General features: G+C 69.2%; 24 protein-coding genes and 1 pseudogene. 11 read left to right on the top strand and 14 right to left on the bottom strand.

Annotated features, from left to right (window positions below; translation table 11 throughout):
- The 7 genes from MFF24_RS15785 to otsB form a co-directional block, all read right to left on the bottom strand.
- A partial coding sequence (locus MFF24_RS15785) for a GTP-binding protein (RefSeq protein WP_238225459.1) occupies positions 1–138 on the bottom strand: 138 nt, incomplete at its 3' end.
- Between the two features lie 204 nt (positions 139–342).
- Positions 343–618: an RNA-binding S4 domain-containing protein gene (locus MFF24_RS15780; protein WP_238225454.1), complete on the bottom strand. Its 276-nt coding sequence runs from the start codon at positions 616–618 to the stop codon at positions 343–345.
- A gap of 22 nt (positions 619–640) precedes the next feature.
- A complete protein-coding gene (locus tag MFF24_RS15775; RefSeq protein WP_238225452.1) occupies positions 641–4,033 on the bottom strand; it encodes a helicase-related protein in 3,393 nt (1,130 codons plus the stop codon).
- A gap of 88 nt (positions 4,034–4,121) precedes the next feature.
- Positions 4,122–4,466, bottom strand: coding sequence for a hypothetical protein (locus tag MFF24_RS15770; protein ID WP_238225449.1), 345 nt, complete (start codon positions 4,464–4,466; stop codon positions 4,122–4,124).
- Between the two features lie 329 nt (positions 4,467–4,795).
- Positions 4,796–5,692 (bottom strand): DUF3108 domain-containing protein, encoded by an 897-nt coding sequence (locus MFF24_RS15765; protein WP_238225447.1) that lies wholly within the window; start codon positions 5,690–5,692, stop codon positions 4,796–4,798.
- A gap of 131 nt (positions 5,693–5,823) precedes the next feature.
- Complete coding sequence (locus tag MFF24_RS15760) at positions 5,824–6,825, bottom strand: glucokinase (RefSeq protein WP_238225445.1); 1,002 nt, start codon at positions 6,823–6,825, stop codon at positions 5,824–5,826.
- 90 nt (positions 6,826–6,915) lie between these two features.
- Positions 6,916–7,671: a trehalose-phosphatase gene (gene otsB / locus MFF24_RS15755; protein ID WP_238225444.1), complete on the bottom strand. Its 756-nt coding sequence runs from the start codon at positions 7,669–7,671 to the stop codon at positions 6,916–6,918.
- Between the two features lie 86 nt (positions 7,672–7,757).
- On the opposite strand from otsB, the gene MFF24_RS15750 reads away from it, so the two are divergent.
- The 8 genes from MFF24_RS15750 (at position 7,758) to MFF24_RS15715 (ending at position 18,381) form a co-directional block, all read left to right on the top strand.
- Positions 7,758–8,252: a DUF427 domain-containing protein gene (locus MFF24_RS15750; RefSeq protein ID WP_238225441.1), complete on the top strand. Its 495-nt coding sequence runs from the start codon at positions 7,758–7,760 to the stop codon at positions 8,250–8,252.
- A gap of 72 nt (positions 8,253–8,324) precedes the next feature.
- A complete protein-coding gene (locus tag MFF24_RS15745; protein WP_238225439.1) occupies positions 8,325–9,542 on the top strand; it encodes a serine hydrolase domain-containing protein in 1,218 nt (405 codons plus the stop codon).
- A gap of 214 nt (positions 9,543–9,756) precedes the next feature.
- Positions 9,757–11,688 carry a BCCT family transporter gene (locus MFF24_RS15740; RefSeq protein ID WP_373322700.1) on the top strand — a complete coding sequence of 644 codons (1,932 nt, stop codon included), beginning with the start codon at positions 9,757–9,759 and terminating at the stop codon, positions 11,686–11,688.
- 278 nt (positions 11,689–11,966) lie between these two features.
- Positions 11,967–12,440 (top strand): formate dehydrogenase subunit gamma, encoded by a 474-nt coding sequence (locus tag MFF24_RS15735; RefSeq protein WP_166060886.1) that lies wholly within the window; start codon positions 11,967–11,969, stop codon positions 12,438–12,440.
- Complete coding sequence (locus tag MFF24_RS15730) at positions 12,437–13,996, top strand: formate dehydrogenase beta subunit (protein WP_238225434.1); 1,560 nt, start codon at positions 12,437–12,439, stop codon at positions 13,994–13,996. Before MFF24_RS15735 ends, MFF24_RS15730 begins: the two co-directional genes overlap by 4 nt.
- Positions 13,997–14,008: 12 nt before the next feature.
- Positions 14,009–16,861, top strand: coding sequence for a formate dehydrogenase subunit alpha (fdhF, locus tag MFF24_RS15725; RefSeq protein WP_238225432.1), 2,853 nt, complete (start codon positions 14,009–14,011; stop codon positions 16,859–16,861).
- Between the two features lie 208 nt (positions 16,862–17,069).
- Positions 17,070–17,360 (top strand): formate dehydrogenase subunit delta, encoded by a 291-nt coding sequence (locus tag MFF24_RS15720; RefSeq protein ID WP_108942104.1) that lies wholly within the window; start codon positions 17,070–17,072, stop codon positions 17,358–17,360.
- Between the two features lie 94 nt (positions 17,361–17,454).
- Positions 17,455–18,381, top strand: a complete 927-nt coding sequence (locus MFF24_RS15715; protein WP_238225430.1) for a LysR family transcriptional regulator — start codon at positions 17,455–17,457, stop codon at positions 18,379–18,381.
- Positions 18,382–18,453: 72 nt separating this feature from the next.
- Here MFF24_RS15715 and MFF24_RS15710 read toward each other — a convergent pair whose 3' ends face one another.
- From MFF24_RS15710 to rplU, 6 genes and pseudogenes are all read right to left on the bottom strand, one after another.
- Positions 18,454–18,897 carry a hypothetical protein gene (locus MFF24_RS15710; protein ID WP_238225428.1) on the bottom strand — a complete coding sequence of 148 codons (444 nt, stop codon included), beginning with the start codon at positions 18,895–18,897 and terminating at the stop codon, positions 18,454–18,456.
- An 83-nt stretch (positions 18,898–18,980) separates the two neighbouring features.
- Positions 18,981–20,015, bottom strand: a complete 1,035-nt coding sequence (gene obgE, locus MFF24_RS15705) for a GTPase ObgE (protein ID WP_133089574.1) — start codon at positions 20,013–20,015, stop codon at positions 18,981–18,983.
- A 152-nt stretch (positions 20,016–20,167) separates the two neighbouring features.
- On the bottom strand, positions 20,168–20,647 hold the full coding sequence (locus MFF24_RS15700; protein WP_238225426.1) for a hypothetical protein: 480 nt from the start codon (positions 20,645–20,647) through the stop codon (positions 20,168–20,170).
- The gene (locus MFF24_RS15695) at positions 20,644–21,243 is read right to left on the bottom strand and encodes a GNAT family N-acetyltransferase (RefSeq protein WP_166060891.1); all 600 of its coding nucleotides are present in this window, start codon (positions 21,241–21,243) and stop codon (positions 20,644–20,646) included. Before MFF24_RS15695 ends, MFF24_RS15700 begins: the two co-directional genes overlap by 4 nt.
- 187 nt (positions 21,244–21,430) lie before the next feature.
- Positions 21,431–21,697, bottom strand: a complete 267-nt coding sequence (gene rpmA, locus MFF24_RS15690; protein WP_017483720.1) for a 50S ribosomal protein L27 — start codon at positions 21,695–21,697, stop codon at positions 21,431–21,433.
- Positions 21,698–21,830: 133 nt separating this feature from the next.
- Positions 21,831–22,139 (bottom strand): annotated as a pseudogene (gene rplU / locus MFF24_RS15685) (50S ribosomal protein L21); the annotation flags it as partial.
- Between the two features lie 489 nt (positions 22,140–22,628).
- On the opposite strand from rplU, the gene MFF24_RS15680 reads away from it, so the two are divergent.
- Positions 22,629–23,096 carry a lipocalin-like domain-containing protein gene (locus MFF24_RS15680; RefSeq protein WP_207625271.1) on the top strand — a complete coding sequence of 156 codons (468 nt, stop codon included), beginning with the start codon at positions 22,629–22,631 and terminating at the stop codon, positions 23,094–23,096.
- 172 nt (positions 23,097–23,268) lie between these two features.
- Here MFF24_RS15680 and MFF24_RS15675 read toward each other — a convergent pair whose 3' ends face one another.
- Entirely contained in the window at positions 23,269–24,831 is a 1,563-nt protein-coding gene (locus MFF24_RS15675) for a helicase HerA-like domain-containing protein (protein WP_238225424.1), read from the bottom strand.
- Positions 24,832–24,976: 145 nt separating this feature from the next.
- Here MFF24_RS15675 and MFF24_RS15670 point away from each other — a divergent pair, with 145 nt between their 5' ends.
- Positions 24,977–25,363 carry a DUF2267 domain-containing protein gene (locus MFF24_RS15670; RefSeq protein WP_108942113.1) on the top strand — a complete coding sequence of 129 codons (387 nt, stop codon included), beginning with the start codon at positions 24,977–24,979 and terminating at the stop codon, positions 25,361–25,363.
- Positions 25,364–25,577: 214 nt separating this feature from the next.
- Positions 25,578–26,576, top strand: coding sequence for a l-ornithine N(alpha)-acyltransferase (gene olsB / locus MFF24_RS15665; RefSeq protein WP_108942114.1), 999 nt, complete (start codon positions 25,578–25,580; stop codon positions 26,574–26,576).

Below are 26,576 nucleotides of genomic sequence, written 5' to 3'. Positions count from 1 at the left end.
GGCCGTGAAGGTCGCCCCGCCCGACTCCGCCAGAACCTTCGTGATCGCCGCCGTCAGCGACGTCTTGCCGTGATCGACGTGTCCGATCGTGCCGATGTTGCAGTGCGGCTTCGAACGGGTGAACTTTTCCTTGGCCATCGTGCAATCCTACCGCGGGACCGGGCATGAGCCGGGCGTAAGAGTGCCTCGCAAAACTCCCGGGTCTCGGGAGCCCTCCTTCTGGCCGCGACGGCGCAGCGGGAGTTTTGTGAGAGACACTAAAGGCGCGGTCCGCTTAGAGGCTTGCGCGGCGATGATCAAGCGGCAGGTTCGCCGGGAGAGAGAATTGCCGCGTTTGAGCCCTCAGGCGGCGCCGTCGCCGACGGGTTCGTAGAGCCGCTGCGCCTCAGGGGCGCCACCCCGGCGCTCGCCGAGATCGAGCACTCGCACCAGCATCGTGCCGTGGGGCGCGGCGACGGTGAGCACGTCGCCGCAATGGACCGCCTTGGCCGGCGCGTCGGCGCGAGTGCCGTTCACCCGGACATGGCCGTCGGTGACGAGCCGGGCCGCCATCGAACGGGTCCGCGCGAAGCGCGCGAACCACAGCCACTTGTCGAGGCGCTGGCGCCCCTCGCTCATTCCGCGCTCGGGAGAGGCGGTCTCAGCGCTTGCCCCCGTCGGTTTCGAGCTTCGCCTTCAGGGCGGCGAGCGCGGCGAAGGGCGAGTCGGGATCGGGCTGGCGCTCGCGGCGCGGCGGGCGCGGCTCGGCGTTCGGGCGGCGGTTGTCGTCGCGGCGGTCGGGCCGGTTGCGGGGGTGATCGCGGCGCGGGCCGCCCTCCCCCTGGCCGTCCCGGCGCCCCTCGCCCCTTCCCTCGGCCCGGGCGGGACGTCCGCCCTCCGGACGATCCTCGCGGGGACGGCGCGGACCATCGCCCCGGCGCTCGCCCTGGCGGCCATCCTGACGTCCCTCTTGCCGCCCCTCTTGCCGTCCGTCCGGGCGCCCATCCTGGCGACCCTGGCCGCGACCGTGCCGCGGGCCGGAATGGCGTTGCGGACGATGCAGGTGCCAGACCTCGACGGTCTCGGGCGCGGCCGGCTCGGCGCCGGCTTCGGAGGCCGTCGTCTCCGGTGTGGGCACTTCGGCAGCGGACTCGGTGGGGAGTGCCGAATCGGCGGCATCGACAGCCTCGACCTCACCGGTCGCGGCTGCGTCCTGTGCGGCGGCTGCGGTCTCGGCCGGCATCGGGGCAGACGCTTCCGGGGCAGACGCTTCCGGTGCAGCGGCCTCGGTCGCGGTCTCGGCCGGTGCCGGCTCGTCCGCCGGAGCCTCCGCCTCGGTGGATGCCTCCGCCGGCTCTGCCTCGGGAGCCGCCGTCTCGGTCGAGGCCTCGGCGCTTTCGTCGGAGGTCGGCTCGAAGGCAGATGCGAGCGCCGGCTCGGCCCCAACGTCACCCTCGGCCGTCTCCGGCGCGGCGTCCTGAGCCGCTTCCCCGGTCGGGCCTTCCGCAGCCGTCTCCTCCGGCGCGGCCTCGGCGGCGCGCGCGGCGGGGACGGTCGGGGCGGCGGCGACCAGCGGCACGGTGATGGCCGGGCCGGGGCGGCTCTGCGCCACGTAGCCGAGCGACTTCAGGATCGACGCGAAATCCTCGCCCGAGCAGCCGACCAGCGAGGTCATGTTGACGGTGGCCACGAACCCGTCGCCGTCGGCGGTGCCGGCCGGCGGTTCGCCGGGCGTGGTGCCGGGGCGGTAGGCGATGGCCGGGCGGATCAGGTCGGCGAGCCGCTCGAGGATGTCGACGCGCACCGCCCGCTCGCCGCAGACCCGGAAGCCGGCGGCGCGGTAGAGGCCCTTGGCGATGGCCGGATCGACCTTGATCGAGGTGCGGCCGGAGCTGGCCAGATGGGCGATCTCGTCGAGGCCCGGCTGGTCGAGGCCGCCGCTCTTGAGCGCCCAGAGCTGGGCGGCGAGCGTGCGCGGCGCCGGCTTCAGGAGCGCGGGCAGGAAGATGTGGTAGGCGCCGAAGCGCACGCCGTGGCGGCGGAGATTGGCGCGTCCGTCCTGATCGAGGCTGCGCATCTCGTGCGCCACCTTGGCCCGCTCCAGCACGCCGAGCGCCTCGACCACTTGGTAGCCGATGCCGCGGGCCAGCCCCGTGAGGTCGGCGGCCGACTCGATCTCCATCAGCGGCCCGAGCAACCGCACCACATGCGCCCGCAGCCACGCGGCGAGCCGCGCCTCGACCTTCTCGCGCGATGCGCCGGCGAGGCTGTCGTCGGCAATGAGGCGGATGCCCGGCTCGAACAGCTTGTCGCCCGGCGTCAGCTTGGCGACCGGATCTCCGGTCCAGCGGATGATGCCCTCATGCGAGAGCACCAGGGCGGCGTCGGCCGCCGAGGCGAACCGGTCGGCCCGCGCCTCGATCTCACCGGCCAGCGCCTTGTCGGCGGCGGAGCGCAGGGTTTTGGCTTCGTGGCCCTCGGCCTGAGGGTCGGGCACGAATTGGAAGCCGTGAAGACGGCCCACATGTTGACCCTCGACGGTGACGTCACCGCCGGAGGTGATTTCGGCTTCCAGCATCGTCTTCTCTCTCAAGCGCCGCATCAGGACGCTGGTGCGCCTGTCGACGAAGCGGCTCGCGAGGCGCTCGTGCAGGGCGTCGGACAATCTGTCCTCTACCCGACGCGTCTCGCCCTGCCAATGCAGAGGATCGAGCAACCAGTCGGGTCGATTCGCCACGAAGGTCCAGGTGCGCCCCTGCGCGATGCGCTGGGACAGGGCATCGATGTCGCCGTCGGTGCGGTCGATCATCGCCACGTGGCGGGCGAACCAGTCGTTGGGGATGCGCCCCGCCATGCCGCGCATGAGGAAGCGGTAGAGCTGCGCCACGAGGTCGGCATGGGTCTGGGGATGGACCTTGCGGTAGTCCGGCACGCCGCAGGTGTCCCACAGGCGCCGCACCGCCGCCGGCCCCTTGGCCATGTCGCGGATGTCGTCCTCGCGCATCAGGATCTCGAGTGCCTGCTGGTCCTCGCCCATTGGCGCGCGGGTCAGCCCCTGCTCGTGCGGGTGCTCGTCGAGGCTCACCTGCAGCTTTTCGAGGGAGGCGAAATCGAGATCCGGGTTGCGCCATTGCAGCATCCGCACCGGATCGAAGTCGTGGGTCTCCAGCGCCTCGACCATCTCCGGCTCGAAGGGCGGGCAGCGCCCGGTGGAGCCGAAGGTGCCGTCGGCGATGTGACGGCCGGCACGGCCGGCGATCTGGCCCATCTCGGCCGGCGTCAGCTTGCGGAAGCGGGTGCCGTCGTATTTCCAGTTGGCGGCGAAGGCGACGTGATCAACGTCGAGGTTGAGGCCCATCCCGACCGCGTCGGTCGCCACGAGGTAATCGACCTCGCCGGACTGGTAGAGCTCGACCTGGGCGTTGCGGGTGCGGGGCGAGAGCGCGCCGAGCACCACCGCCGCACCGCCTCGCTGGCGCCGGATCAGCTCGGCGATGGCGTAGACCTCCTCCGCCGAGAAGGCGACGATCGCCGTGCGGTGGGGCAGCCGCGAGATCTTCTTCTCGCCCGCGAAGGTCAGGCTGGAGAGCCGCGGCCGCGTCGTCGTCTGCACGCCGGGGATCAGCGCCTGCACCAGCGGCAGCATGGTCGAGGAGCCGATCAGCAGCGTCTCCTCGCGCCCGCGGCGGTAGAGCAGGCGGTCGGTGAAGACGTGGCCGCGGTCCATGTCGGCCGCGAGCTGGATCTCGTCGATCGCCACGAAGGCGACCTCCAGATCGCGCGGCATCGCCTCGATGGTGCAGATCCAGTAGCGCGGTCGGTCCGGCTTGATCTTCTCCTCGCCGGTGACGAGTGCGACGTTCTCGGATCCAACCTTGGCGACGACGCGAAGGTACACTTCGCGGGCCAGCAGCCGCAGCGGCAGGCCGATCATGCCGGTCGGATGCAGGAGCATCCGCTCGATCGCCATGTGGGTCTTGCCCGTATTGGTCGGGCCGAGCACAGCCGTGACCCCGCGCGCGCGGGCCTCGCGGTGAAGGGTGCGGAGCGTCATGCGGAGGGAGCGATCCCTGCGGCGCTGAGGGCCGGCGGCGGAGCGGAGGGTCGCCGGGCTGGAAAAACCCTGCGGCGGAGAACGGCCGTTAGCGGGACGGGACGAACCGCGGCGGCCTTCCCTCATATGGGACGCCCGGCCCCGGCGCGCCAGCCGGCGCATTGATCGCGGGATAGGCGTAGATGTCGATCCGCGGCTGCGGCTGCTGCGGCGTCAGATCGGTGCAAAGGGTGTCGGGCATCACTGTCAGCGGGCCACGGCGCGGCGGACGGCCTTCGATCACCTGGGCCGAGGAGAAGGCGTCCGGGCCGCAATCGGGGCCGGTCGTGAGCGGGCCGCCGGCCAGTGACGTGCCGGAAGCGAGGAGCGGCAGGGTGATGCAGACGATCCGGACGGCGTTCGTGCCGGCTATGGTGGCCGCAAGTCGAAACATCGCAATTCTCCCGGCGGCCTCGATGGGCCAAGCATCCCTCCGAAAGGTGGAGGATGCCTGTCATTGGATTCCGCGAAAGGCGGCTCCGTCCGGTTTGCCTCAGCCGTCATTCCGGGGCCGCGTAGCGGAATCCGGAAACCACCCGTGATGCCCGGTCGAGACCTGAACGCGAGTCTCGTCGCGGCCAATCGTGGCTTCCGAGTTCGCTCATCAGCGCCCCGGAATGACGATCCTCCGGTTGCGGCGTCGAATTGCCAGCATTCGCTGCCTTAAGGGGTCTCAGGCAATACTGGCTCCCAGCCCAAGCACCTCACGTCAGACCCCACTTGCTACCGCTGCGACAGGCTCGCATCGGCCACCGTGGCCGGCTGTGCTTCGCCGCCCGTGGCCGTCGCGGTGCCGGTCCGCGTCCAGCGTGTCGCCTCGATGATGTTGGTGCCGAGCGTCGTGCGCACGGAAATCCGCAGCGGCACCAGCACCCGCGTGCCCTCGACCGGCGCGAGCCAGACCGACATGTCGCGGTTCTCTTCCATGAACTTCACCCCCGGCCGGTCGGGCCGGTGGCCGGCGATGGCGACGTAGCGGGCGTTGCAGACCAGAACGAGGCCGCTGTAGCCGGGCTTCTCCACCTGCCGGGTCTCGCCGTAGCTCAGCACCACGTTGAAGCGGGTGGCGCCGTCGAAGACGGGGAGCGTGCGGTTGCAGTTCTCCGGATCGGTGAGGTCCGCGCGGGCGCGGGCCGGCATCATCAGGGCGCTGGCCGGATCGATTACGCCGCGCTTGGCCGCGGCGGTGACCGGCACCCGGTCGCCGGTGTCGAGCAGCGGCGGGGTGATCTCGGCCTGGGTGACGTTGCCGTTGGCCAGCGCCATGCGCACGGCGATGCCGGAGCTGCTGGTGCGGGTGGCGATCGAGAAGGCGCTCGGCAGCGGCGCTGCGGCGATGCTGCCGGAGGAGCGGGCGGAGCCCTGGCCGCCGGTGACCGCGCCGACGAGGCCGGTCAGCACCGCCGACACGTCCATGCGGTAGCGCGGGCCGTCGAAGGCGCCGGTGAGTTGGGCGTTGCCGATCGGGATGCCGGCGAGGTTGACGCTGTAATCGACGGCGACGCCCGCGGGCGCGGCCTTGGCCTTGTGGGACCGCGGCGCGGCCTCGGCCGCCACTGGGAGAGCGAGCGCCCCTGCGAGAATGAGGAAGCGGGCGCAAAGGGAAGGCTTGGCGCGCATGGTCGGGACTCTGGGCGGCTCCACGCTCCGGCCGTCTCGGGACGAGGCGGGCCGGACAGTCGAGCTTATCGCCACCCATGGTTAACAGACCGTTCGGCCAACGCCAGCGGCAAGAAGGGAGCGGGGTTGGCTCAACCCGCGGGCTTCCAGCTCTGTCCATGATAGACGAAGCGCCCGCCCTCGCTCGCCAGGGCCGCGAGACCGCCGAAGGCGGGGTCCTTCACGGTGATGACGCTGGTGGGGATGGCGCGCATCTGCTCGGCGAAGGGGGCCTTGCGCTCGAAGGCTTCGCGGAAGCCGCCCTCGCGCAGGATGGGCACGATCCGCGGCGCGATGCCGCCGCCGATATAGACGCCGCCGGTGGCGAGGAAGGTCAGCGCCAGATCCCCGCAGACGCGGCCCAGGATCTTGCTGAACAGCGCGAGCGCGGCGCGTGCGTGCGGATCCTCGCCCGAGAGGCCGGTGCTGGTGATCTCGGCCGGGTCGCACAGGGAGCCGTCGCCGCCCGCCCGCACGGCGCGGATCGCGGCGCAGAGTCGCGCGAGACCCGGACCGGAGAGCAGCGTTTCCACCGTCACGCGTTCCTCGACGCGCTCGACCGCCGGCCAGATCTCGGCCTCGCCCGTGTCGGTCGGCCCGAGATCGGTGTGGCCGGCCTCAGTCGAGACGATGGCGAGGCGGTCCTCGTAGGGGATCAGAGCCGCGGCGCCGAAGCCGGTGCCCGGCCCCAGCACGAGGCGGGGGCCGCGCGCGTCGCCCAAGACCGGACCGATCGGGGTGAGGTCGTCGGGCGCAATGCCGGCGGCACCGGCGGCCACCGGCACGTAATCGTTGACGAGGGCGACGCGGCTGAGCCTGAAATCCCGGCCGATCGCGGCGGCGTCCACCAGCCAGTCGGCATTGGTGAGCTGGACGGCCGGAGCATCGACCCGGCCCGCGATCGCCAGGATCGCCGAGCGGGGCGCCGGGGCGCCGCTTCCGGCCAGGGAGACCCGGATCGCCGCGCTCGGATCGGGATGGCCGTGGGTCGCCTCGCGGGAGAGGAGACGCGGGGCCGCGCCCTTCGTCTCGATCAGGCCGAAGCGGGCATTGGTCCCGCCGATATCGCCGATCAGCACCGGGAATTCGAACATCCGCCTCTCGCGTCTCGCCGTGCTTTGCCGCGACCTTAACAGAGGGTGCGCGGGCCGTTCGGCAAGCGGTGAACCCAGCGGTGAACGATGTCAGGCAGCGGGCAGTGCGTCCGGGTCGATCGGCGCGCCCTCGGCCCAGGCCGCGATCAGGGCGCGCACCGCTTCCGGGTCGGCGAGGCGGCGGCTCGCCACGGTCTCGCCCTCGCCGATGCGCACGCTGACCCCGCCATCCTCGTTCACGGAAGCGAAGGCGATCTCGTCGGTGCGGTCGTCGCCCAAAAAAATCGCCCGGCGGCCGGCATAGGGGGCGGCCTCTCCGAAGGCGCGGATCGCGTGGCCCTTGGTGGCGTCGGCCGGCACGATCTCGCCGACGGCCTTGCCGAGCTGGAGCCGGTAGGCGGCGCCCAGATCGCGCGCCACCGCCTTGACGATCGCCTCGGCCGCTTCCGCATCGCCGGGGGCGGCGAGCCGCCAATGGACCGCGACCGAGGCGCCCTTGTCCTCGATCAGCACGGCTTCGTAGCGGGCCGTCTCCGCGTGCAGCCGCTCGACGCCCGCGCGCAGATCCGGGTGATCCTCCGGCCGTCCGCCGCTCAAGGTCCCGTCCACCCGGCGCTCGACCCCGTGCAGTCCGGCGACGTCGAACCGGGCGGGGTTCAGGAAGTCGTCGATCACCGTGACCGGGCGCCCGGTGACGATCGCGAGCGCGCCGCCGAGCCGCTCCCGCAGCCGCTCCAGAGCGGGCACGAGATCGGGATCGACCCGCACCGCGTCGGGCCGCGGCGCGATCTCGACCAGCGTGCCGTCGAAATCGAGGAACAGGGCGTAATCTGCGGTTTCGCTCACGGCATCGTCCTTCTCTCGGGCTGTTCCTGCGCTAGCATGAGGGCCGGTTGCGACAAACCGGTGATGCGACACCAACGGAGGCGCCCGTGCGGCCCATCCCCGTCCGCCCCGGCCCAGGGCAGGAAAGCGTCTGGGACTACCCCCGCCCACCCCGGCTGGAGCCGGTGCCGGAGCGGCTGGCGGTCATCTTCGGCGGGCAGACCATTGCTGCGACCACGGCCGGCTTCCGGGTGCTGGAGACGAGCCATCCGCCGACCTACTACTTTCCACCCGCCGACATTGCGGACAGCGTCCTCGGGCCCCCGCGCCGGGGCGGGATCTGCGAGTGGAAAGGCCGGGCCGTGCTGTTCGACGTGACGGGCGGCAGCGAACGGGCGCCGGGGGCGGCCTGGGCCTATCCCGACCCGACGCCGGGCTTCCGGTCCATCGCCGGCTACGTCGCCTTCTATGCCGGTCCGATGGAGGCTTGCCTTGTCGGTGACGTGCGGGCCGAGCCGCAGCCCGGCGGCTTCTACGGCGGCTGGATCACGCCGGGGCTCGTCGGCCCGTTCAAGGGCGGACCCGGCACGATGGGCTGGTAACGGTTTTCAGGCTGGCGCCACGCCGTGCGAGGCCGCTACACCGCTCTCGGATACGAACGCGAGGAGCCGTGCATGCAGGTCGAAACCGATCCCCGAGAAGTCGGCCTCTGCCCCGACCGGCTCGAGCGGATCGACACCTGGATGCGGGGCTATGTCGAGAGCGGGCGGCTGGCCGGCCTCTCGGTGAGCGTGCTGCGGGGTGGCCGGATCGCCTTCTTCCGCGCGCACGGGCACGCGGACCTCGCGCGGGACAAACCGTTTGCCGCCGACACCATCACCCGCATCTACTCGATGACGAAGCCGCTGACCTCGCTCGCGGTGCTGATGCTCTACGAGGAGGGGCGGTTCCAGCTCGACGATCCGGTCGCGCGCTTCCTGCCGGAATTCGCGCAGATGCGGGTGATGACCGGCGGCAACCGGGCCAAGATCGAGACCGAGCCGGCGCTGCGCCCGATCACGATCCGCGACCTCCTCACCCACACCAGCGGCCTGACCTACGGCTTCATGGAGGCGACCCTCGTCGACGCGCTCTACCGCCAGAACGAGATCGACTTCCAGACCTCGACCCTGTCGCTCGGCGAGCTGGTCGCACGGCTCGCGCAGCAGCCGCTCCTGACCCAGCCGGGGGCGGAGTGGAACTACTCGGTGGCCACCGACGTGCTCGGCCATTTCGTGGCGGTGGTGTCGGGCCAGGACTTCGCCGATTTCATGCGCACGCGCATCCTACGCCCGCTCGGCATGGACGACACCGATTTCTTCGTGCCGGAGGACAAGCAGGCGCGCTTTGCGGCGAACTACGTCTTCGACCGGGCCGGGAAGCTCCGGATCTACGACGACAGCGTTGACAGCCGGTTCCTCACACCGCCGCCGCTCGCCTCGGGCGGGGGCGGGCTCGTCTCGACGGCGGCCGACTACCTGCGCTTCTGCCGGATGCTCCTCAATCTCGGCGAGCTCGACGGCGTGCGGCTCCTCGGGCGCAAGACCGTCGAACTGATGCTGATGAACCATCTGCCCGGCGACCTGGCCGCTATGGGCCAACCGCGCTTCGCCGAATCCTCCTACGCCGGTATCGGCTTCGGGCTCGGCGTGTCGGTGATGCTCGATCCCGCGCGCGCCCAGATCCTCGGCACGCCGGGCGAGGCGTCCTGGGGCGGCGTGGCGAGCACCTCGTTCTGGGTCGATCCCGACGAAGACATGGCGGTGGTGCTGATGACCCAGCTCATCCCCTCCTCCGCCCTGCCCCTGCGCCGCGAGTTGCGGGTGCTGACCTACGCCGCCATCGAGAGTTGAACGGCCCCCGGGGCACATCTCGGGAACGGAAGCGCGGCGATTAACATATGTCCGATAGGCGTTTTCCCGGTGTCGGGCGGAGCGCGTCTCCGCTCCGAGGCTGCGCGGCTGCCCGCATCCGCCGCAACCGGATCGTTCGAACGCAAGAAGGGAATCAGCCCCGGACATGGACGATCTCACCGTGCAGAACCCGCTCGGCCGCAGGGGCCCGAGGATGCAGGTCAATCCGCCGGTCTTCTTCACCTCGGCCGGATTGACGCTCGCCTTCGCCGGTCTCAGCGCGCTGTTTCCCGCCGAGGCCAAGTCGATCTTCGATGCCCTTCAGGCCGGGATCGTGCGCGAGTTCGGCTGGTTCTACATCGCCAGCGTGGCCGGCTTTCTCGGCTTCGCGATCTTCCTGATGCTGAGCCGCTACGGCGACGTGAAACTGGGGCCGGACGACAGCGAGCCCGACTACAGCTACCTGTCGTGGTTCGCCATGCTGTTCAGCGCCGGCATGGGCATCGGCCTGATCTTCTTCGGCGTGGCCGAGCCAATCCAGCACTACGCCTCGCCCCCCGTGGGCGAGGGCAAGACCATCGAGGCCGCGCAGCGGGCGATGGTGCTGACTTTCTTTCACTGGGGCGTGCATGCCTGGGCGATCTACATCGTCGTCGGGCTGGCGCTCGCCTATTTCGCGTTCCGGCGCGGGCTGCCGCTGACGGTGCGCTCGGCCCTGCACCCCCTCATCGGTGACCGGATCAACGGTCCGATCGGCCACGCCATCGATATCTTCGCGGTGCTCGGCACGATCTTCGGCGTCGCCACCTCGCTGGGGCTCGGGGTGCTTCAGGTCAATGCCGGCTTCACCCACCTGTTCGGCATCCCCAACAACATCGTCGTTCAGATCATTCTCATCGCCGCCATCACCGGCTGCGCCACGCTCTCCGTCGCCTCGGGGCTCGACAAAGGCGTGAAGGTCCTGTCCGAACTCAACATCGTCCTGGCCGTCCTCCTGCTGGTCTTCGTGCTGGTCACCGGTTCCACGGTGTTCCTGCTCCAGGCCTTCGTCCAGAATATCGGCGCCTATCTCGGCGCCGTGGTCGAGCGCACGCTCCAGACCTACGCCTATCGGCCCAACGACTGGCTCGGGAGCTGGACGCTATTCTACTGGGGCTGGTGGATCGCGTGGTCGCCCTTCGTCGGCATGTTCATCGCCCGCATCTCCCGCGGCCGCACCATTCGCGAATTCGTCTCCGGCGTGCTGCTGGTGCCGGTGCTGTTCACCTTCTTCTGGATGACGGTGTTCGGCAACACCGCCATCGAGATGGATCGCAGCGGCGCGGTGGCCCTGACGCAGATCGTCAAGGACAACATGCCGGTCGCCTTGTTCGAGATGCTGGGGCACCTGCCGCTGGGCACGATCGCCTCGGGCCTGGCGACGCTGCTCGTGATCTTCTTCTTCGTCACCTCGGCCGATTCCGGTGCGCTGGTGATCGACATGATCACCTCGGGCGCGGCCGACGATCCGCCGCTCTGGCAGCGGGTGTTCTGGGCGATCAGCGGCGGCACCATCGCCGCGGTGCTGCTAGTGGCGGGCGGGCTGGACGCGCTTCAGACCGCGGCGATCGCCAGCGCCCTGCCCTTCTCGGTGGTGATGATCTTCATCTGCTACGGCCTGCTGCGGGCGCTTCAGATGGAGGGGCGCAGCGGCGGCCTCGACCTGTCCTCGGCGGCTGCCGGGGCGTCGGGCGGATTGTCCTGGCAGGAGAGGCTGGCGGCGATCACCCATTCCTATCGCAAGGAGGACGTGACGGCCTTCCTCGAAGGGACCGCCGCCCCCGCTCTGGAAGCGGTGGCGGAGCAGATGCGGGAAAGCGGGTTGTCGCCCGAAGTCGTGCGGTCGCCCGAGCGGGTCGACCTCATCGTTCCCTACAGCGACCGCGGCGCCTTCCGGTACGGCATCCGCGTGCGCGGCCTGCGGACGCCGAGCTTCGCCTGGGCGGAGAATCCGTCGAAGGCATCGGGCGAACGCCATTACCGGGCCCTGGTCCAGACCTCCGAGGGCGACCGCCCGCACGACGTCACGGGCTACAATCGTGAGCGGGTGATCAACGACCTGGTGAAGCGCTACGCGCAGTTCCGGGCGGTCCGGGGCGTGTCGTAGCACCGAGCCAGCGAGCACGGTGCGCGGTGGCTCTCGGGCCACCGCCCATTCGCCGCCCCGCGATCCAGCCCTCGCGCAACGGTGGTATCTCCTTGAGGCCAAAGAAAAATCAGACGGGTATCAAAAATATTTTTAGGCCCCGTTTGATCGATTGATGCAATGCAAACTGCTCGTTTTGACCAACGATTTTTGTCAAGCGACGAGACAGCTTGATTGAACTTTAGTGCCAGCCCTGTTTGGATCCGGCCTTAGAACAAAACCAAGTTGGGCAGGAAAACATGGCTGGTTCCGAGCCTTGGAACGCCGCACGTGCCGCTGGGATCGTCGCGGAGCTGCAATCCCTTGAGGGCGCGACTCTCCCTATATTGCATGCTCTGCAGGAGACCTTCGGCTACGTCGACGCGGAAGCGGTGCCGATCATCGCCGACGCGCTGAACCTGTCGCGCGCCGAGGTCCACGGCTGCCTGACCTTCTACCACGACTTCCGCCGCGAGCCGCCGGCAGGGCGCCACCACGTGAAGCTGTGTCGGGCCGAGGCCTGTCAGGCCATGGGCTCCGACCGTCTGCACGGCGAGATCCTCTCCCGCATGGGTTGCGACTGGCACGGCACCAGTGCCGACGGCGTCACCGTCGAGCCGGTCTACTGCCTCGGTCTCTGCGCCAACGGTCCCGCCGCCCTGGTCGATGACGAGCCGCTGGCCCGCCTCTCCGCCGAATCCCTCGACGCCGCCCTCAAGGAGGCCCGCGCGTGAGCATCACCGTCTTCGTCCCGCAGGATGCCGTCGCCCTGGGACTCGGCGCCAACCGCGTCGCCCGCGCGATCCTTTCCGGTGCGGAAGCCCGCGGCCTCGACCTGCGCATCGTCCGCACCGGCACCCGCGGCATGCTCTGGCTGGAGCCGATGGTCGAGGTGGCCACGCCTGAGGGCCGCATCGCCTACGGCCCGGTGACCCCGGCCGATGTCGAGAGCTTGCTCGATGCGAATTTCGCAGAGGGCGGCGAGCACAGGCTCCGCCTCGGAGACCCCGAGAAGATCCCCTTCCTCGCCCGGCAGCATCGGCTGACCTTCCACCGCTGCGGCGTGGTCGATCCGCTCTCGGTCGAGGATTACCGGGCCCATGGCGGTTACCGCGGCCTGGAAGCCGCGCTGAAGCTCGACGCGGAGGGCATCGTCGGGGAGGTGCGCGATTCGGGGCTGCGTGGGCGCGGCGGCGCCGGCTTCCCGGCGGGCATCAAGTGGAACACGGTGATGCTGGCGAAGGCGGACCAGAAATACGTGGTCTGCAACGCCGACGAGGGCGATTCCGGCACCTTCGCCGACCGGATCATGATGGAGGGCGACCCCTTCAACCTGATCGAGGGCATGACCATCGCCGCCGTCGCGACAGGGGCCACGCGGGGCTACATCTACTGCCGCTCCGAGTATCCGCAGGCCTTCAAGACCCTGCGCGACGCGATCGCCAACGGCGTCAAGGCCGGGGTGCTGGGCGACAACATCCTGAACAGTGGCAAGAGCTTCCACCTGGAAGTCCGGCTCGGCGCCGGCGCCTATATCTGCGGCGAGGAGACCTCGCTGCTGGAGAGCCTTGAGGGCAAGCGCGGCATCGTCCGGGCCAAGCCCCCGATCCCGGCGCTCAAGGGCTTCCTCGGCAAGCCGACGTTGGTCAACAACGTCATGACCTTCACGGCCGTGCCCTACATCCTGGAGCATGGGGCCAAGGCTTACGCCGAGTACGGCATGGGCCGCTCGCTCGGCACGCTGCCGATCCAGCTCGCCGGCAATATCCGCCAGGGCGGTCTGATCGAGTATGCCTTCGGCATCACCATCCGGCAGGTGATCGAGGAGTTCGGCGGCGGCACGGCCTCGGGCCGTCCGGTGCGGGCGGTGCAGGTCGGCGGTCCGCTCGGCGCCTACTTCCCCGACGAGTTGCTCGACACGCCGCTGGATTACGAGGCGATGGCTGCCCAGAAGGGCCTCGTCGGCCATGGCGGCATCGTGGTGTTCGACGACACCGTGGATATGGCCCGCCAAGCCCGCTTCGCCTTCGAGTTCTGCGCCACCGAATCCTGCGGCAAGTGCACCCCCTGCCGCGTCGGCGCCACCCGCGGCGTCGAGACCATGGACAAGGTCATCTCCGGCATCCGCACGGAGGCCAATCTCAAGCTCGTCGAGGATCTCTGCGAGATCATGACCGACGGCTCGCTCTGCGCCATGGGCGGCCTGACGCCGATGCCCGTGATGAGCGCGATCACCAACTTCCCCGAGGATTTTCGGCGCGCGGGCGATTGGCCCGTCGCGGCCGAGTGAGGAGGCCCTCGCATGACCCTCATCAAGGAAATCGACTACGGCACGCCGATCCGGCTCTCCGAACAGACGGTGACGCTGACCATCGACGGCGAGAGCGTGACGGTGCCCGCCGGCACCTCAGTCATGGCGGCCGCGATGCATAAGGGGACCAAGATCCCCAAGCTCTGCGCCACCGACTCGCTGGAGCCGTTCGGCTCCTGCCGGATGTGCCTCGTGGAAATCGATGGACGCCGCGGCACGCCCGCCTCCTGCACCACGCCGGCCGAGAACGGCATGGTCGTGCACACGCAGACCGACAAGCTGCACCGCCTGCGCAAGGGCGTGATGGAGCTCTACATCTCCGACCACCCCCTCGACTGCCTGACCTGCGCGGCCAACGGCGATTGCGAGTTGCAGGATACTGCAGGTCAGGTCGGCCTGCGCGAAGTGCGCTACGGCTATGACGGCGACAACCACGTCAAGCCGTCCTCCGACCGTTACCTGCCCAAGGACGAGTCGAACCCCTATTTCACCTACGATCCCTCGAAGTGCATCGTCTGCAACCGTTGCGTCCGCGCTTGCGAGGAGACGCAGGGCACCTTCGCGCTCACTATCGAGGGCCGCGGCTTCGACAGCCGCGTGGCGGCGGGTCCGACCAACTTCATGCAGTCCGAATGCGTGTCCTGCGGCGCCTGCGTCCAGGCTTGCCCGACCGCGACCCTGCAGGAGAAGACGATCCACCAGTACGGCCAGCCCGACCATGCGGCGGTCACAACCTGCGCCTATTGCGGCGTCGGCTGCGCCTTCAAGGCCGAGATGCAGGGCGACAAGGTCGTGCGCATGGTGCCCTACAAGGGCGGCAAGGCCAACGAGGGTCATAGCTGCGTCAAGGGCCGCTTCGCCTACGGCTACGCCACCCACAAGGACCGCATCACCAAGCCGATGATCCGCGCCCAGATCACGGATCCGTGGCGCGAGGTCTCATGGGAGGAGGCGATCAACCACGCGGCCTCCGAGTTCAAGCGCATCCAGGCGAAATACGGCCGCGACTCGGTCGGCGGCATCACCTCGTCGCGCTGCACCAACGAGGAGGCCTACCTCGTCCAGAAGCTGGTGCGCGCCGCCTTCGGCAACAACAACGTCGATACCTGCGCCCGCGTCTGCCACTCGCCGACCGGCTACGGCCTGATGTCCACCCTCGGCACCTCCGCCGGCACGCAGGACTTCAAGTCGGTCGAGGAATCCGACGTGATCCTCGTCATCGGCGCCAACCCGACCGACGGCCACCCCGTCTTCGGCTCGCGGATGAAGAAGCGCCTGCGCGAGGGCGCCCGCCTCATCGTCGCCGACCCGCGCAAGATCGACCTCGTGAAGTCGCCCCACATCCGGGCCGACCATCATCTGCCCTTGAAGCCCGGCTCCAACGTCGCCTTCATAAACGCGTTCGCCCACGTCATCGTCACGGAAGGGCTGATCGCCGAGGACTATGTCCGCGAGCGCTGCGATCTGGCCGAGTTCGAGTCCTGGGCCCGGTTCATCGCCGAGGAGCGCAACTCGCCGGAAGCGGCTCAGGCGATCACCGGCGTCGATCCGGCCGAGATCCGCGCCGCGGCCCGCCTCTACGCCACGGGGGGCAAGGCGGCGATCTACTACGGCCTCGGCGTGACCGAGCACAGCCAGGGCTCGACCATGGTCATGGGCATGGCCAACATCGCCATGGCCACCGGCAATATCGGCATGGTGGGCGCCGGCGTGAACCCGCTGCGCGGCCAGAACAACGTGCAGGGCTCGTGCGACATGGGCTCGTTCCCGCACGAGCTGCCGGGCTACCGCCACGTCTCGGACGACGCCACCCGCGAGAGCTTCGAGGCGATCTGGGGGGCCAAGCTCGACAACGCGCCGGGCCTGCGCATCACCAACATGCTGGACGAGGCCGTCGGCGGCACGTTCAAGGGCATGTACATCCAGGGCGAGGACATCGCCCAATCCGACCCCGACACCCATCACGTCACCTCCGGCCTGCGGGCCATGGAGTGCATCGTGATCCAGGACATCTTCCTGAACGAGACGGCGAAGTACGCCCACGTCTTCCTGCCGGGCGCCTCGTTCTTGGAGAAGGACGGCACCTTCACTAACGCCGAGCGGCGCATCAGCCGCGTGCGCAAGGTGATGGTGCCGCTCGGCGGCTACGGCGACTGGGAGGGCACGATCCTGCTCGCCCGCGCGCTCGGCTACGAGATGAACTACACCCACCCGTCCGAGATCATGGACGAGATCGCCCGCCTCACCCCGAGCTTCGCCGGCGTCTCCTACGAGAAGCTCGAGGAACTCGGTTCGATCCAGTGGCCGTGCAACGAGAAGGCGCCGCTCGGCACCCCGATGATGCACGTCGACCGGTTCGTGCGCGGCAAGGGCCGCTTCATGATCACGGAATACGTGCCGACCGACGAGCGGACCACGGGCAAGTTCCCGCTGATCCTCACCACCGGCCGCATCCTCTCCCAGTACAATGTCGGCGCGCAGACCCGTCGCACCGAGAATTCCCGCTGGCACGAGGAGGATGTGCTGGAGATCCACCCCTTCGACGCAGAGATGCGCGGCATCGTCGACGGCGACCTCGTTGCGTTGGAGAGCAGGTCCGGTGATATCGCGCTGAAGGCCAAAGTGACCGAGCGGATGCAGCCGGGGATCGTCTACACGACGTTCCACCACGCCAAGACCGGCGCCAACGTCATCACCACGGACTATTCGGACTGGGCCACCAACTGCCCCGAATACAAGGTGACGGCGGTGCAGGTGCGGCGCACGAACCGGCCCTCAGACTGGCAGGCGAAGTTCTACGAGGAAGACTTCTCGCTCACCCGGATCGCGGAAGCCGCGGAGTAGTCTTTGGGACTTGGGGGCGGACGACGGCCCGCTCCTCTCCCACTCATCCCCCCTCGTCCTGAAGTGCTGTGCAGCAGCCTCGAAGGAGGGCGCCAGGGATCGCGAGCGTGCTGGAACCCGCCTTCGAGGCCTCCTCTGCGCTTCGGCGCCTCCGGATGAGGGAAAGGCTGGGACGACCACAACGAAACACGGACACCCCGAGTAGGCGATGAGCGCGACGACAACCAACGACAAGCTGGTCCGCATGGCCAACCAGATCGCCCTGTTCTTCCGGTCCTATCCGGAGGACGAGGCAGTGTCGGGCATCCACAAGCACATCGTGGCGTTCTGGACGCCGAAGATGCGCCGTGACCTCGAAGGCTACGCCGACGAGGCCGGCGAGCGGCTCGATGCCCTCGTTCACAAGGCCCTGCGCGAGGAGCCGACGACCGAGAGCCCGGTGCGCCCGGCCACCCGCAACCCGCAGCTCGCGGGCGAGGGTGCTAGCGACGCCGGCTGACACGCATCTCATCCCGATGTCTTGAGCAGGCTTTCGCAATCGGCCTACCACGGCGGAGGCCCGCCCTCTCTGCGGGTGTCCGGGCGGCGCACACGTGATCGACAAGCTCGAATTCCTCCTGGCGCTCGCCCGCGAGCAGCATTTCGGGCGCGCGGCCGAGACCTGCGGCGTCACTCAGCAGACGCTCTCGGCAGGGGTGAAGAGCCTGGAGGACCGCTTCGGCGTCCGCCTCGTTCAGCGCGGCTCGCGCTTCCAGGGCTTCACCCCCGAGGGCGACCGGGTGCTCGCCTGGGGCCGGCGCATCGTCGGCGACGCGCGTGCGATGCAGGACGACGTGGCGGCGCTCCGCAAGGGCCTCTCGGGCCACCTGCGCATCGCTGCCGTGCCGACCGCGCTGCCGATGGTGGCGGCTCTGACCACGCCCTACCGGGCACGCTACCCGAACGTGCGCTTCAGCGTGATCTCGACGACTTCGGAAGAGATCTTCTCGCAGATCGACAACCTCGAGGCCGATGCGGGACTGACCTATCTCGACAACGAGCCGCTGGGTCGCGTCATCGCCGTGCCGCTCTACACCGAACACTATCAGCTGTTGACCGCGGCCGGCGGGCCCTACGACGACCGCGCCAGCGTCACCTGGGCGGAACTCGCCCGGATTCCGCTCTGCCTGCTGACGCCGAACATGCAGAATCGGCGCATCATCGACCAGCAGCTCCGCGCGGCCGGCGGCGAGCCGGCGCCGACGCTCGAATCGAACTCCATGGTCGTGCTGATGACCCATGTGCGCACGCTGCAATGGGCGAGCGTGATGCCGGCGATCCTCGCCGACGCACTGGGACCGACCGAGGGCTTGCGGGCGATCCCGATCGTCGAGCCCGACCTGCGCCACGCCATCGGCCTCGTTGCCCCGCGCCGCGATCCGGCGACGCCGATGGTGACCGCGCTGGTCAACGTCGCCCGCACCGTGGCCCGCACCCTCGACGCGGACGATCCCGTCCCGGCGTTGCTGCCGAGTCCATGAAGCCGGGATCTTGAAGGGATCATCCCATTAGCGGGGTCGCGGGGCAGCACCCCGCAATTCTTTCCTCCGGCATCAGGTGCGGGGCCGCTGAAGCAGGGCGCATTGGGTGAGCAGACCGGACTCCCGGCGCATGACGGCGCAGGTGACGCGGGCGGCTTCCGCATCGACGGTGCTGTGGCGCTTGGCCTGCGCGCCGTGACGGGCCTGCCGGGCAGCCTCCCTCAGGCGGTCCGGCGCGATCCCCGTCACGGCATGGCCCGCCTGCGCGAACAGCGTGTCGTAGGTCTCCGGCACGGTCTCGCCCTTGATCTGCGCACCGACGGAGGACTGGTCGCCTGCGCAGGAGAGCGTCAGCGCCGTTTGCGGGCCGGCATCGAACCGGGCGAAGTCGGCGTTGCGCTCGGCGACCTTGGCCCCGGTGGCCGCCTGCACCCGCTCGATCAGCTCATCGCAAGAGGCCTCCGCCCAGGCGGGGGAGGCGGCGAGGCCGAGGAGAAGGGCGAGGCAGCTGCGCATGGCCCGATGTTAGGCCGAAGCGCCAAGGCCCGTCTCCGGGAGCGGGCTGAGGCGTAGCGCCGCTCCGAGGACGGGTGGCGGGGTCACGGGTGCCAGGGTTCGGCCGGCACCTCCGCCTCTTCCGTCGCGTGCTGTCCGTCGAGCTGCGCCTGGATCGCGCGCAGAGCCTCCTGCACCCCCTGCCCCGAGGCCGCCGAGAGCACCAGCGGCTTGCCGCCCGCCGCCCGCTTGAGCCGGGCCATCTGCTGCTTGAGCGTCTCGGCGTCGAGCGCGTCCGCCTTGGACAAAGCCACGATTTCCGGCTTGTCGGCGAGGCCGCCGCCATAGGCTTCGAGTTCGCGCCGCACCAGCTTGTAGGCCTTGCCGGCATGCTCGCTCGTGCCCTCCACGAGGTGGAGCAGCACCCGGCAGCGCTCGACATGGGCCAGGAAGCGGTCGCCGAGTCCGACGCCCTCGTGCGCACCCTCGATCAGGCCGGGGATGTCGGCGAGCACGAACTCGCGCTCGTCCGAGCGCACCACGCCGAGGCCGGGATGGAGCGTGGTGAAGGGGTAGTCGGCGATCTTCGGTTTGGCGGCGGTGACGGTCGCGAGGAAGGTCGACTTGCCCGCGTTCGGCAGGCCGACGAGCCCGGCATCGGCGATGAGCTTGAGGCGCAGGATCAGCCACATCTCCTGGCCTTCGAGGCCGGGATTGGCGTGGCGCGGGGCGCGGTTGGTGGAGGTGGTGAAGTAGGCGTTGCCGAAGCCGCCGTTGCCGCCCTTGGCGAGCCGCACCCGCTGGCCGACCTCGGTCATGTCGGCGATCAGGGTCTCGCCGTCCTCGGCGAAGACCTGCGTGCCGGCGGGCACTTGCAGCACCGCGTCGTCGCCCTTGGCGCCGTGGCAGTTCGAGCCCATGCCGTGCTCGCCCTTCTTCGCCTTGAAGTGCTGCCGGTAGCGATAATCGATCAGGGTGTTGAGGCCCTGCACGCACTCGATCCAGACATCGCCGCCCCGTCCGCCGTCGCCGCCGTTGGGGCCGCCGAACTCGATGAACTTTTCCCGCCGGAACGAGACGCAGCCGGGACCGCCGTCGCCGGAGCGGACGTAGACCTTGGCTTCGTCGAGGAATTTCACGGTGCTTCTCTCAGGTGCGGGACGCGGATAGTGCCGGTCATCGAGGGGTGATGATCCCGATCATCACCCCTCGCCCGCGCGAAATGCGCGGTGGCGGCCATCCGCCGGACGCAGGCCGCTCGACCGAAGGTCGGGTGGCCTGCACGGTTGTTTCAACTCTCCGTGCGACGGCACTGGCCGTCGAGGTTGAGGTACTGGATGCTGCGCAGGCCCGCCTCGAACCAGCCGCCGGCATCCGGCTGACGGCCGTTGGCGCCGCCATCGCCGTAGAGGTTGATCCGGATCGCACCGTCCGGCGATTGCAGGGTCGGCGCCTCGCCCGATCGATCGTAGGTCCAGGTCGGGCGTTCGTCGAACAGGGTCTGCGATCCGTCCGCCTCCCGCTGGAACAACTGCCCGTAGGCGGTGCCGCCGCCCGCGGGGGAGGCGAAATAGAAGCCGACCTTCGGCGTGCGGCCCGCGAAGTTGTAGAACTCACAGTAGAGCCGGGTTTCTCCCCGAGCTTTCGGAGCGGGCGCCGCCACGGGCTCGATCGGCGGCGGCGGCCCCTCGCGGGTAATCGCGAAGATCAAGCTGCCGAGGGCGATCGCGGTGAGGCCGGCCCCGAGGCCGGCGATCGTCCGTGTCCTCATAGCGAGGGTCCTCCTGCGATCGTCCCGCGCCGGTCCAGCCACGCCGCCCGGTCGAGCCGGTAGGTGTAGCTCGGCACGGCGCCGCCCCGCGCCTCGAAGACCGGCGCCGATTCCCCGGTGCGGCGGAACCCGCACTTCTCCAGCACGCGTTGCGAGCCGCGGTTCCCGACCATCGCGGCGGAGACGAGCGCCCGTCCGCCGGCATAGGCGAAATGGGCATCCACCAGCGCCTCGGCTGCCTCGGTCATCAGCCCCTCGCCCCAGAACGGGCGTCCGAGCCAGTAGCCGAGATGCGGCTCCGTCTCGTCCGGCCGGTCCTCGACCGAGACGACACCGATCAGGTTCGCGGGTGCTGCCCGTCGGCAGACCGCCATGATCAGCCCGTCGCCCGCGGTGTTCGCGGCGCGCGCCCGGATCACGAAGCCCTCGGCCTCGTGCAGCGGAAGCGGCGTCGTGAGCCGCGCCGTCATCTCGGCGACTGCCGGATCGCCGGCGAGCCGCGAGACCGCCTCGGCGTCGCGGGCGGTGGGCCAGCGCAGCCAGAGCCGTCGCGTCTCGATGCGGAAGACGTCGTCGCGGGTGAGATCGGGGAACATCGTGAGCCGGTCATGTGAGGGCGCGCGCGGCGCCGTCCGGGACGACGAAGGGGGAGGATGGTGCCCCATCCTCCCCCGTGTTCCGATCCGCTCGAAGCTTCGCCTGAAGCCTTAGCGACTCGTCCGCCGGTTCGGTGTGGGACACCGGCGGGACGCTCGCTTCGTCGTCAGCGACAAGCGTCCGCCGTTACTCCGCGGCCTGGGCCAGCGGTACGACGGTGACGAACGCACGTCCGCGGCGGGTCTCGAACTGCACGTTGCCGGGAACGAGGGCGAACAGGGTGTGGTCCTTGCCCATGCCGACATTGGTGCCGGGATGCCACTTCGTGCCGCGCTGGCGCACGATGATGTTGCCCGGGATGACGGCCTCCGAGCCGAACTTCTTGACGCCGAGGCGCCGGCCGGCGGAGTCGCGGCCGTTGCGGGACGAGCCGCCTGCTTTTTTATGTGCCATGGGATTGCTCCAGAATTCTGCTTAGATCTGCGTTCGGACGAGCGGCCGATTACTCGGCGGCGGCCGGGGCGGACTCGGCGGCCGGCTCGGCCTTCCGGGTCTTGCGCGGCTCGGCCTTCGAGGTCTTGCCGCCGGCGCTGATCTCGGTGATGCGCACGACCGTGAAGTCCTGGCGGTGGCCGCGGCGGCGGCGCGAGTTCTGGCGGCGGCGCTTCTTGAAGGCGATGACTTTGCGCGTGCGGCCGTGCTGGACGATCTCGCCGGTGACGCCGATGCCCGACAGGAGCGGGGTGCCGATCTGGGTGGCATCGCCGTCGGTGAACAGCAGCACGTCGCCGAAGGTGACGGCGGCGCCGGCCTCGCCCTCGAGGGTGGCCACGGTGATGACGTCGTTGGCGGCAACGCGGTACTGCTTGCCGCCGGTCTTGATGACTGCGAACATCGTTCTCTCTCGTGTTCTCTGCCGGCCTCCGGCGCCGCGAGGGGCCTGGACCGTCTTCTTGTTCAGGTCATCCGCGCGGCATAGGCCAAGCCGTGAGCGCACGAACGCGAAACGCGCGGACTTCGTCGAGGAAGCCGCGCGGAGCCGGTCGGATAGTCGGTGGTGGGCAGCGTGTCAATCCGCGCCCTGACCGTGGATCGATCGAACCCGCACGGATCGGGCATCTTACCGGTCGTATTTCGCAGCCGGACTCCCTCGGGACATTCGGACCCTGGCCGGCGAGCGCGCAGGGAGATGAGAGGTCTGCACGAGGCTCCTTTCGCGCATCGCGATACAATTCGGGCCAATCGTCTTCCAATCGCGCTGGCCTCAACAGGTATTTATCATAGATAAATGTTCGCACTATAATAGTGTAAGGCTTGAAAAATGAGAAAAATACTGACAATCCTGCCCTTCGTGCTCAGCATAGGCCTGGCTTTCTTGCCCGGAATGGCCTCTGCCGAGGAGAAGGTTGCCGCGTCCCCGACCGGAACGGAACTCGCCGAGAAGATCGTCGGCACCTGGGAGCTCGTGTCCTACAAGGTCGAGGACAAGGACACCGGAAAGCTGATCGAGGCGATGGGGCCGACGCCGCGTGGCCGGGTGATCTTCACCAAGGACGGCTGGGTCGCATTCAACCTCGAAGGCAGCGACCGGCAGCCCGCCAAGACCGAAGCCGAGCGGGCCGAACTGATGAAGACCCTGGTCGCCTATATCGGGCGTTATCGCATCGAGGGCGATCAGTGGGTGACGAGTGTCCAGACGGCCTGGGCCCCGGAATGGGTCGGAACGGAACAGCGGCGCACCATCAAGCTGGATGGTGACTATGCCGATGTCGTCACGCCTTGGCGCAAGATGCCGAACTGGGATGTCGGCCACCTCTCGCACAGCGTCATCCGCTTCAAGCGGGCTCAGTGACCTGACGGGCGGCCTCCGCCGCGGCGGAGACGGAGGCCGTCCGGGGAGCCGGGCCTCGCGGAGGACGCGATCCAGAGCATCGTGCTGGATGTCAGATCCAGCACGATGCTCTATCCTCTTGTCTGTGCATCGTCTTTTCCGAAAGTCGGCGGCCACCTTTCGGGACGATGCTCTATCGCTTCGTCAGCCCACCCAGCACATTCCGCAGGATCGCGTCGCCGACTTCGGTGCCGACCTTGCGGGCCATCGAGCGGGCGGCGTTGCCGAGGACCTGCTCGGCGAGGCTCGGCGGCGGACGCCGGCCACGACCGGTTCCCTTGCCGGTTCCTTTGCCCTTCGGCGCTTCCTCGCCACCCCCGAAAATGCTGCCGATCAGGCCGCCGAGCATCCCCGACAGCCCGCCCTCGCTCTGGCTCGCGGCCTCAGCCGGGGCGGAATCCAAGTGCTTGCGCTGGGCCAGCATCTCGTAGGCGCTCTCGTTGTCGACCGCCTCGTCGTATTTTCCACGCAGCGGGCTCTGCCCGATGATCGCGGCGCGCTCCGCTGGCGTCAGCGGTCCGACCCGGCCCTGCGGCGGGGCGATCAAGGCTCGCTCGACGATCGAGGGCGTGCCCTTGGCCTCCAAGAAACTCACCAGCGCCTCGCCGACGGCGAGTTCGGTGATCGCCCGGCCGACATCGAAACCGGGGTTTTGGCGGAAGGTCTCGGCCGCCGCGCGTACGGCGCGCTGGTCGCGGGGGGTGAAGGCGCGCAGGGCGTGCTGCACCCGGTTGCCGAGCTGGCCGAGGACGGTCTCCGGCACGTCGAGCGGGTTCTGCGTCACGAAGTAGACGCCGACGCCCTTCGAGCGGATCAGGCGCACCAACTGCTCCACGGCGTCGAGGAGCGCCTTGGGCGCATCGTTGAACAGCAGGTGCGCCTCGTCGAAGAAGAACACGAGCTTCGGCTTGTCGAGGTCGCCCACCTCGGGGAGCTGCTCGAACAATTCGGAGAGCATCCACAGCAGGAACGAGGCGTAGAGGCGCGGCCGCTGCATCAGCCGGTCCGCGGCCAGGATGTTGACGAAGCCCCGGCCCTCCCGGTCGGTGCGCATGAAGTCTTCGAGGTTGAGCGCCGGCTCGCCGAGGAACTTGTCCGCGCCCTGGTTCTCCAGCACGAGGAGCGATCGCTGGATCGCGCCGATCGAGGCGCCCGAGACGTTGCCGTAGGCCGCCGAAAGCTCCTTGGCGTTCTCGGAGAGGAAGGTGAGCAGCGCGCGCAGGTCCTTCAGGTCGATCAGCGGCCACTGGTTCTCGTCGGCGACGCGGAAAGCGATGTTGAGTACGCCCTCCTGGATGTCGTTGAGTTCGAGCAGGCGGGCGAGCAGGAGCGGACCCATCTCGGTGACGGTGCAGCGGATCGGGTGGCCCTGCTCACCGAACACGTCCCAGAACACCGTCGGGAAGCGGTCGGGCTCGTAGGCGATCCCGAGTTCCTCCGCCCGCTTGACGAAATGCGGTTTCGCCTCCCCGGCGGCGGCAAGCCCCGAGAGGTCGCCCTTGATGTCGGCGGCGAAGACCGGGACGCCCGCGTTGGAGAAGCCTTCGGCGAGCACCTGCAGGGTCACGGTCTTGCCGGTGCCGGTGGCCCCCGCCACGAGGCCGTGGCGGTTGGCCAGCCGCAGGGTCAGCACCTCGGGTTTCGGCCGAGGGCCCGTGCTCCGGCCGACCAGAATCGTCCCCTCGCCCGCCGCCATGCTGTCCTCGTTCGAACCGTCACCGTTGTGGCAGACAGGGTATGGCGTCCCGCATGCCCGATCCAGGGCCCGCGACCACGAGCGACCCTTGATTTCGCCGCCGACGCATCGGACAGACGAAAACCTGCCAGAGAGGACATGTTTCATGGAAGAGCTGATCGCCCGCGTCACCAACCGCACGGGCCTCGACGCCGCGACCGCCAAGACCGCGATCGGGCACATCCTCGCCTTCCTGCAGAAAGAGGGGCCGGCGACCGAGGTAAGCCAGTTGATGGCCGCGCTTCCGGGCTCCGAGACGGCGCTCGCCGAAGCGAACGCCTCGGAAGGCGGCGGTGGGCTGATGGGCATGCTCGGCGGGATGATGGGCGGCGGCGTGATGGCGCTCGGCCAGAAGCTGATCTCGGCCGGCGTGCCGATGAACCAGATGCAGCCGCTCGGCCAGGAGCTGTTCGCCTATGGCCGCGAGAAGGCCGGCGAGGATGTGATGGGGCCGATCGTCGGCTCGATCCCGGGGCTGAACCAGTTCGTCTGAGGCGGCAGGGTCGTTCGATAAGCCCTTGTGATCGTTAGCCGGTTTTCATTCGCCGGCTAGCATGGGGACTTTGCGCGGAGCCTCGCAGCGGCTTCGCGCAAGTCTCTGTAAAAACGGAAAAATCTCCGTCATAAAAGCGTGCGGCCTTCATGATGTTGTCGCCGCGCAAGAGGACGCATCGCGCGGCCTCCGCCACGACAGGATCGTGTCGCCCATGCTGCCGAATTTTTCTCCGCGCGAGGCCACGGCGGCGTGGAAGGCCGGTTGGGAGACCAAGGTCCAGGCGCCCTTCGCCCGGTTCCGGCAGACCTTCGAGGGCGGTGACCTCGCGCTTCCCGGGGCTGCACCCATCCTGTTGAAGTCCAAGGCCAAGCGCTCTCTGCTGGAGCCGGGGCTCGACCCCAGCCTCGGCCGCATCGGCCCGCTCGAAGTGCGGCTCGCCACCACCAAGTCCGAGATCCGCCGCGCGCAGCGCCTGCGCTTCCGCGTGTTCTACGAGGAGATGTCGGCGGTGCCGACCGGCATGGCCGCGCTCAAGCGTCGGGACGTCGATGCCTACGACGCGATCTGCGACCACCTCCTGGTGATCGACCACACCGCCACCGAGGCCAAGCCCTTCCGCAAGGCCCGGCCGAAGGTGGTCGGCACCTACCGGCTGCTGCGCCAGGACCGGGCGGAGGCGCATTTCGGCTTCTACTCCTCGGGCGAGTACGACCTCGCGCCGCTGCTGGAGCGCCATCCGGGAAAACGCTTCCTCGAACTCGGCCGCTCCTGCGTGCTGAAGCCCTACCGCACCAAGCGCACCGTCGAACTCTTGTGGCACGGCATCTGGACCTACGTGCTGCACCACCGCATCGATGCGATGCTCGGCTGCGCCAGCCTGGAAGGCACCGATCCGGACCGCCTCGCGCTTCCCTTGAGCTTCCTGCACCACCACGCCCGCGCCCCCGAGGCGTGGCGCGCCTGCGCCCTGCCGGAGCGCTACGTCGCGATGGACCGGCTGGCCAAGGAGGCGGTCGATCCCAAGGCCGCGCTGATGGCGCTGCCGCCGCTGGTGAAGGGCTATCTCCGGGTCGGGGCGACCTTCGGCGACGGTGCGGTGGTGGACCGCCAGTTCGGCACCACCGACGTGCTCGTGGTGCTGCCGGTCTCGGCCATCTCCGCTCGTTATATCGGACATTTCGGCGCGGGTGCGGATCGGCACGCTGCCTGA

This window comes from Methylorubrum aminovorans (assembly GCF_022179725.1).
GTDB classification, from domain to species: domain Bacteria; phylum Pseudomonadota; class Alphaproteobacteria; order Rhizobiales; family Beijerinckiaceae; genus Methylobacterium; species Methylobacterium aminovorans.
This window is presented reverse-complemented; position numbering and strand designations above follow the sequence as displayed.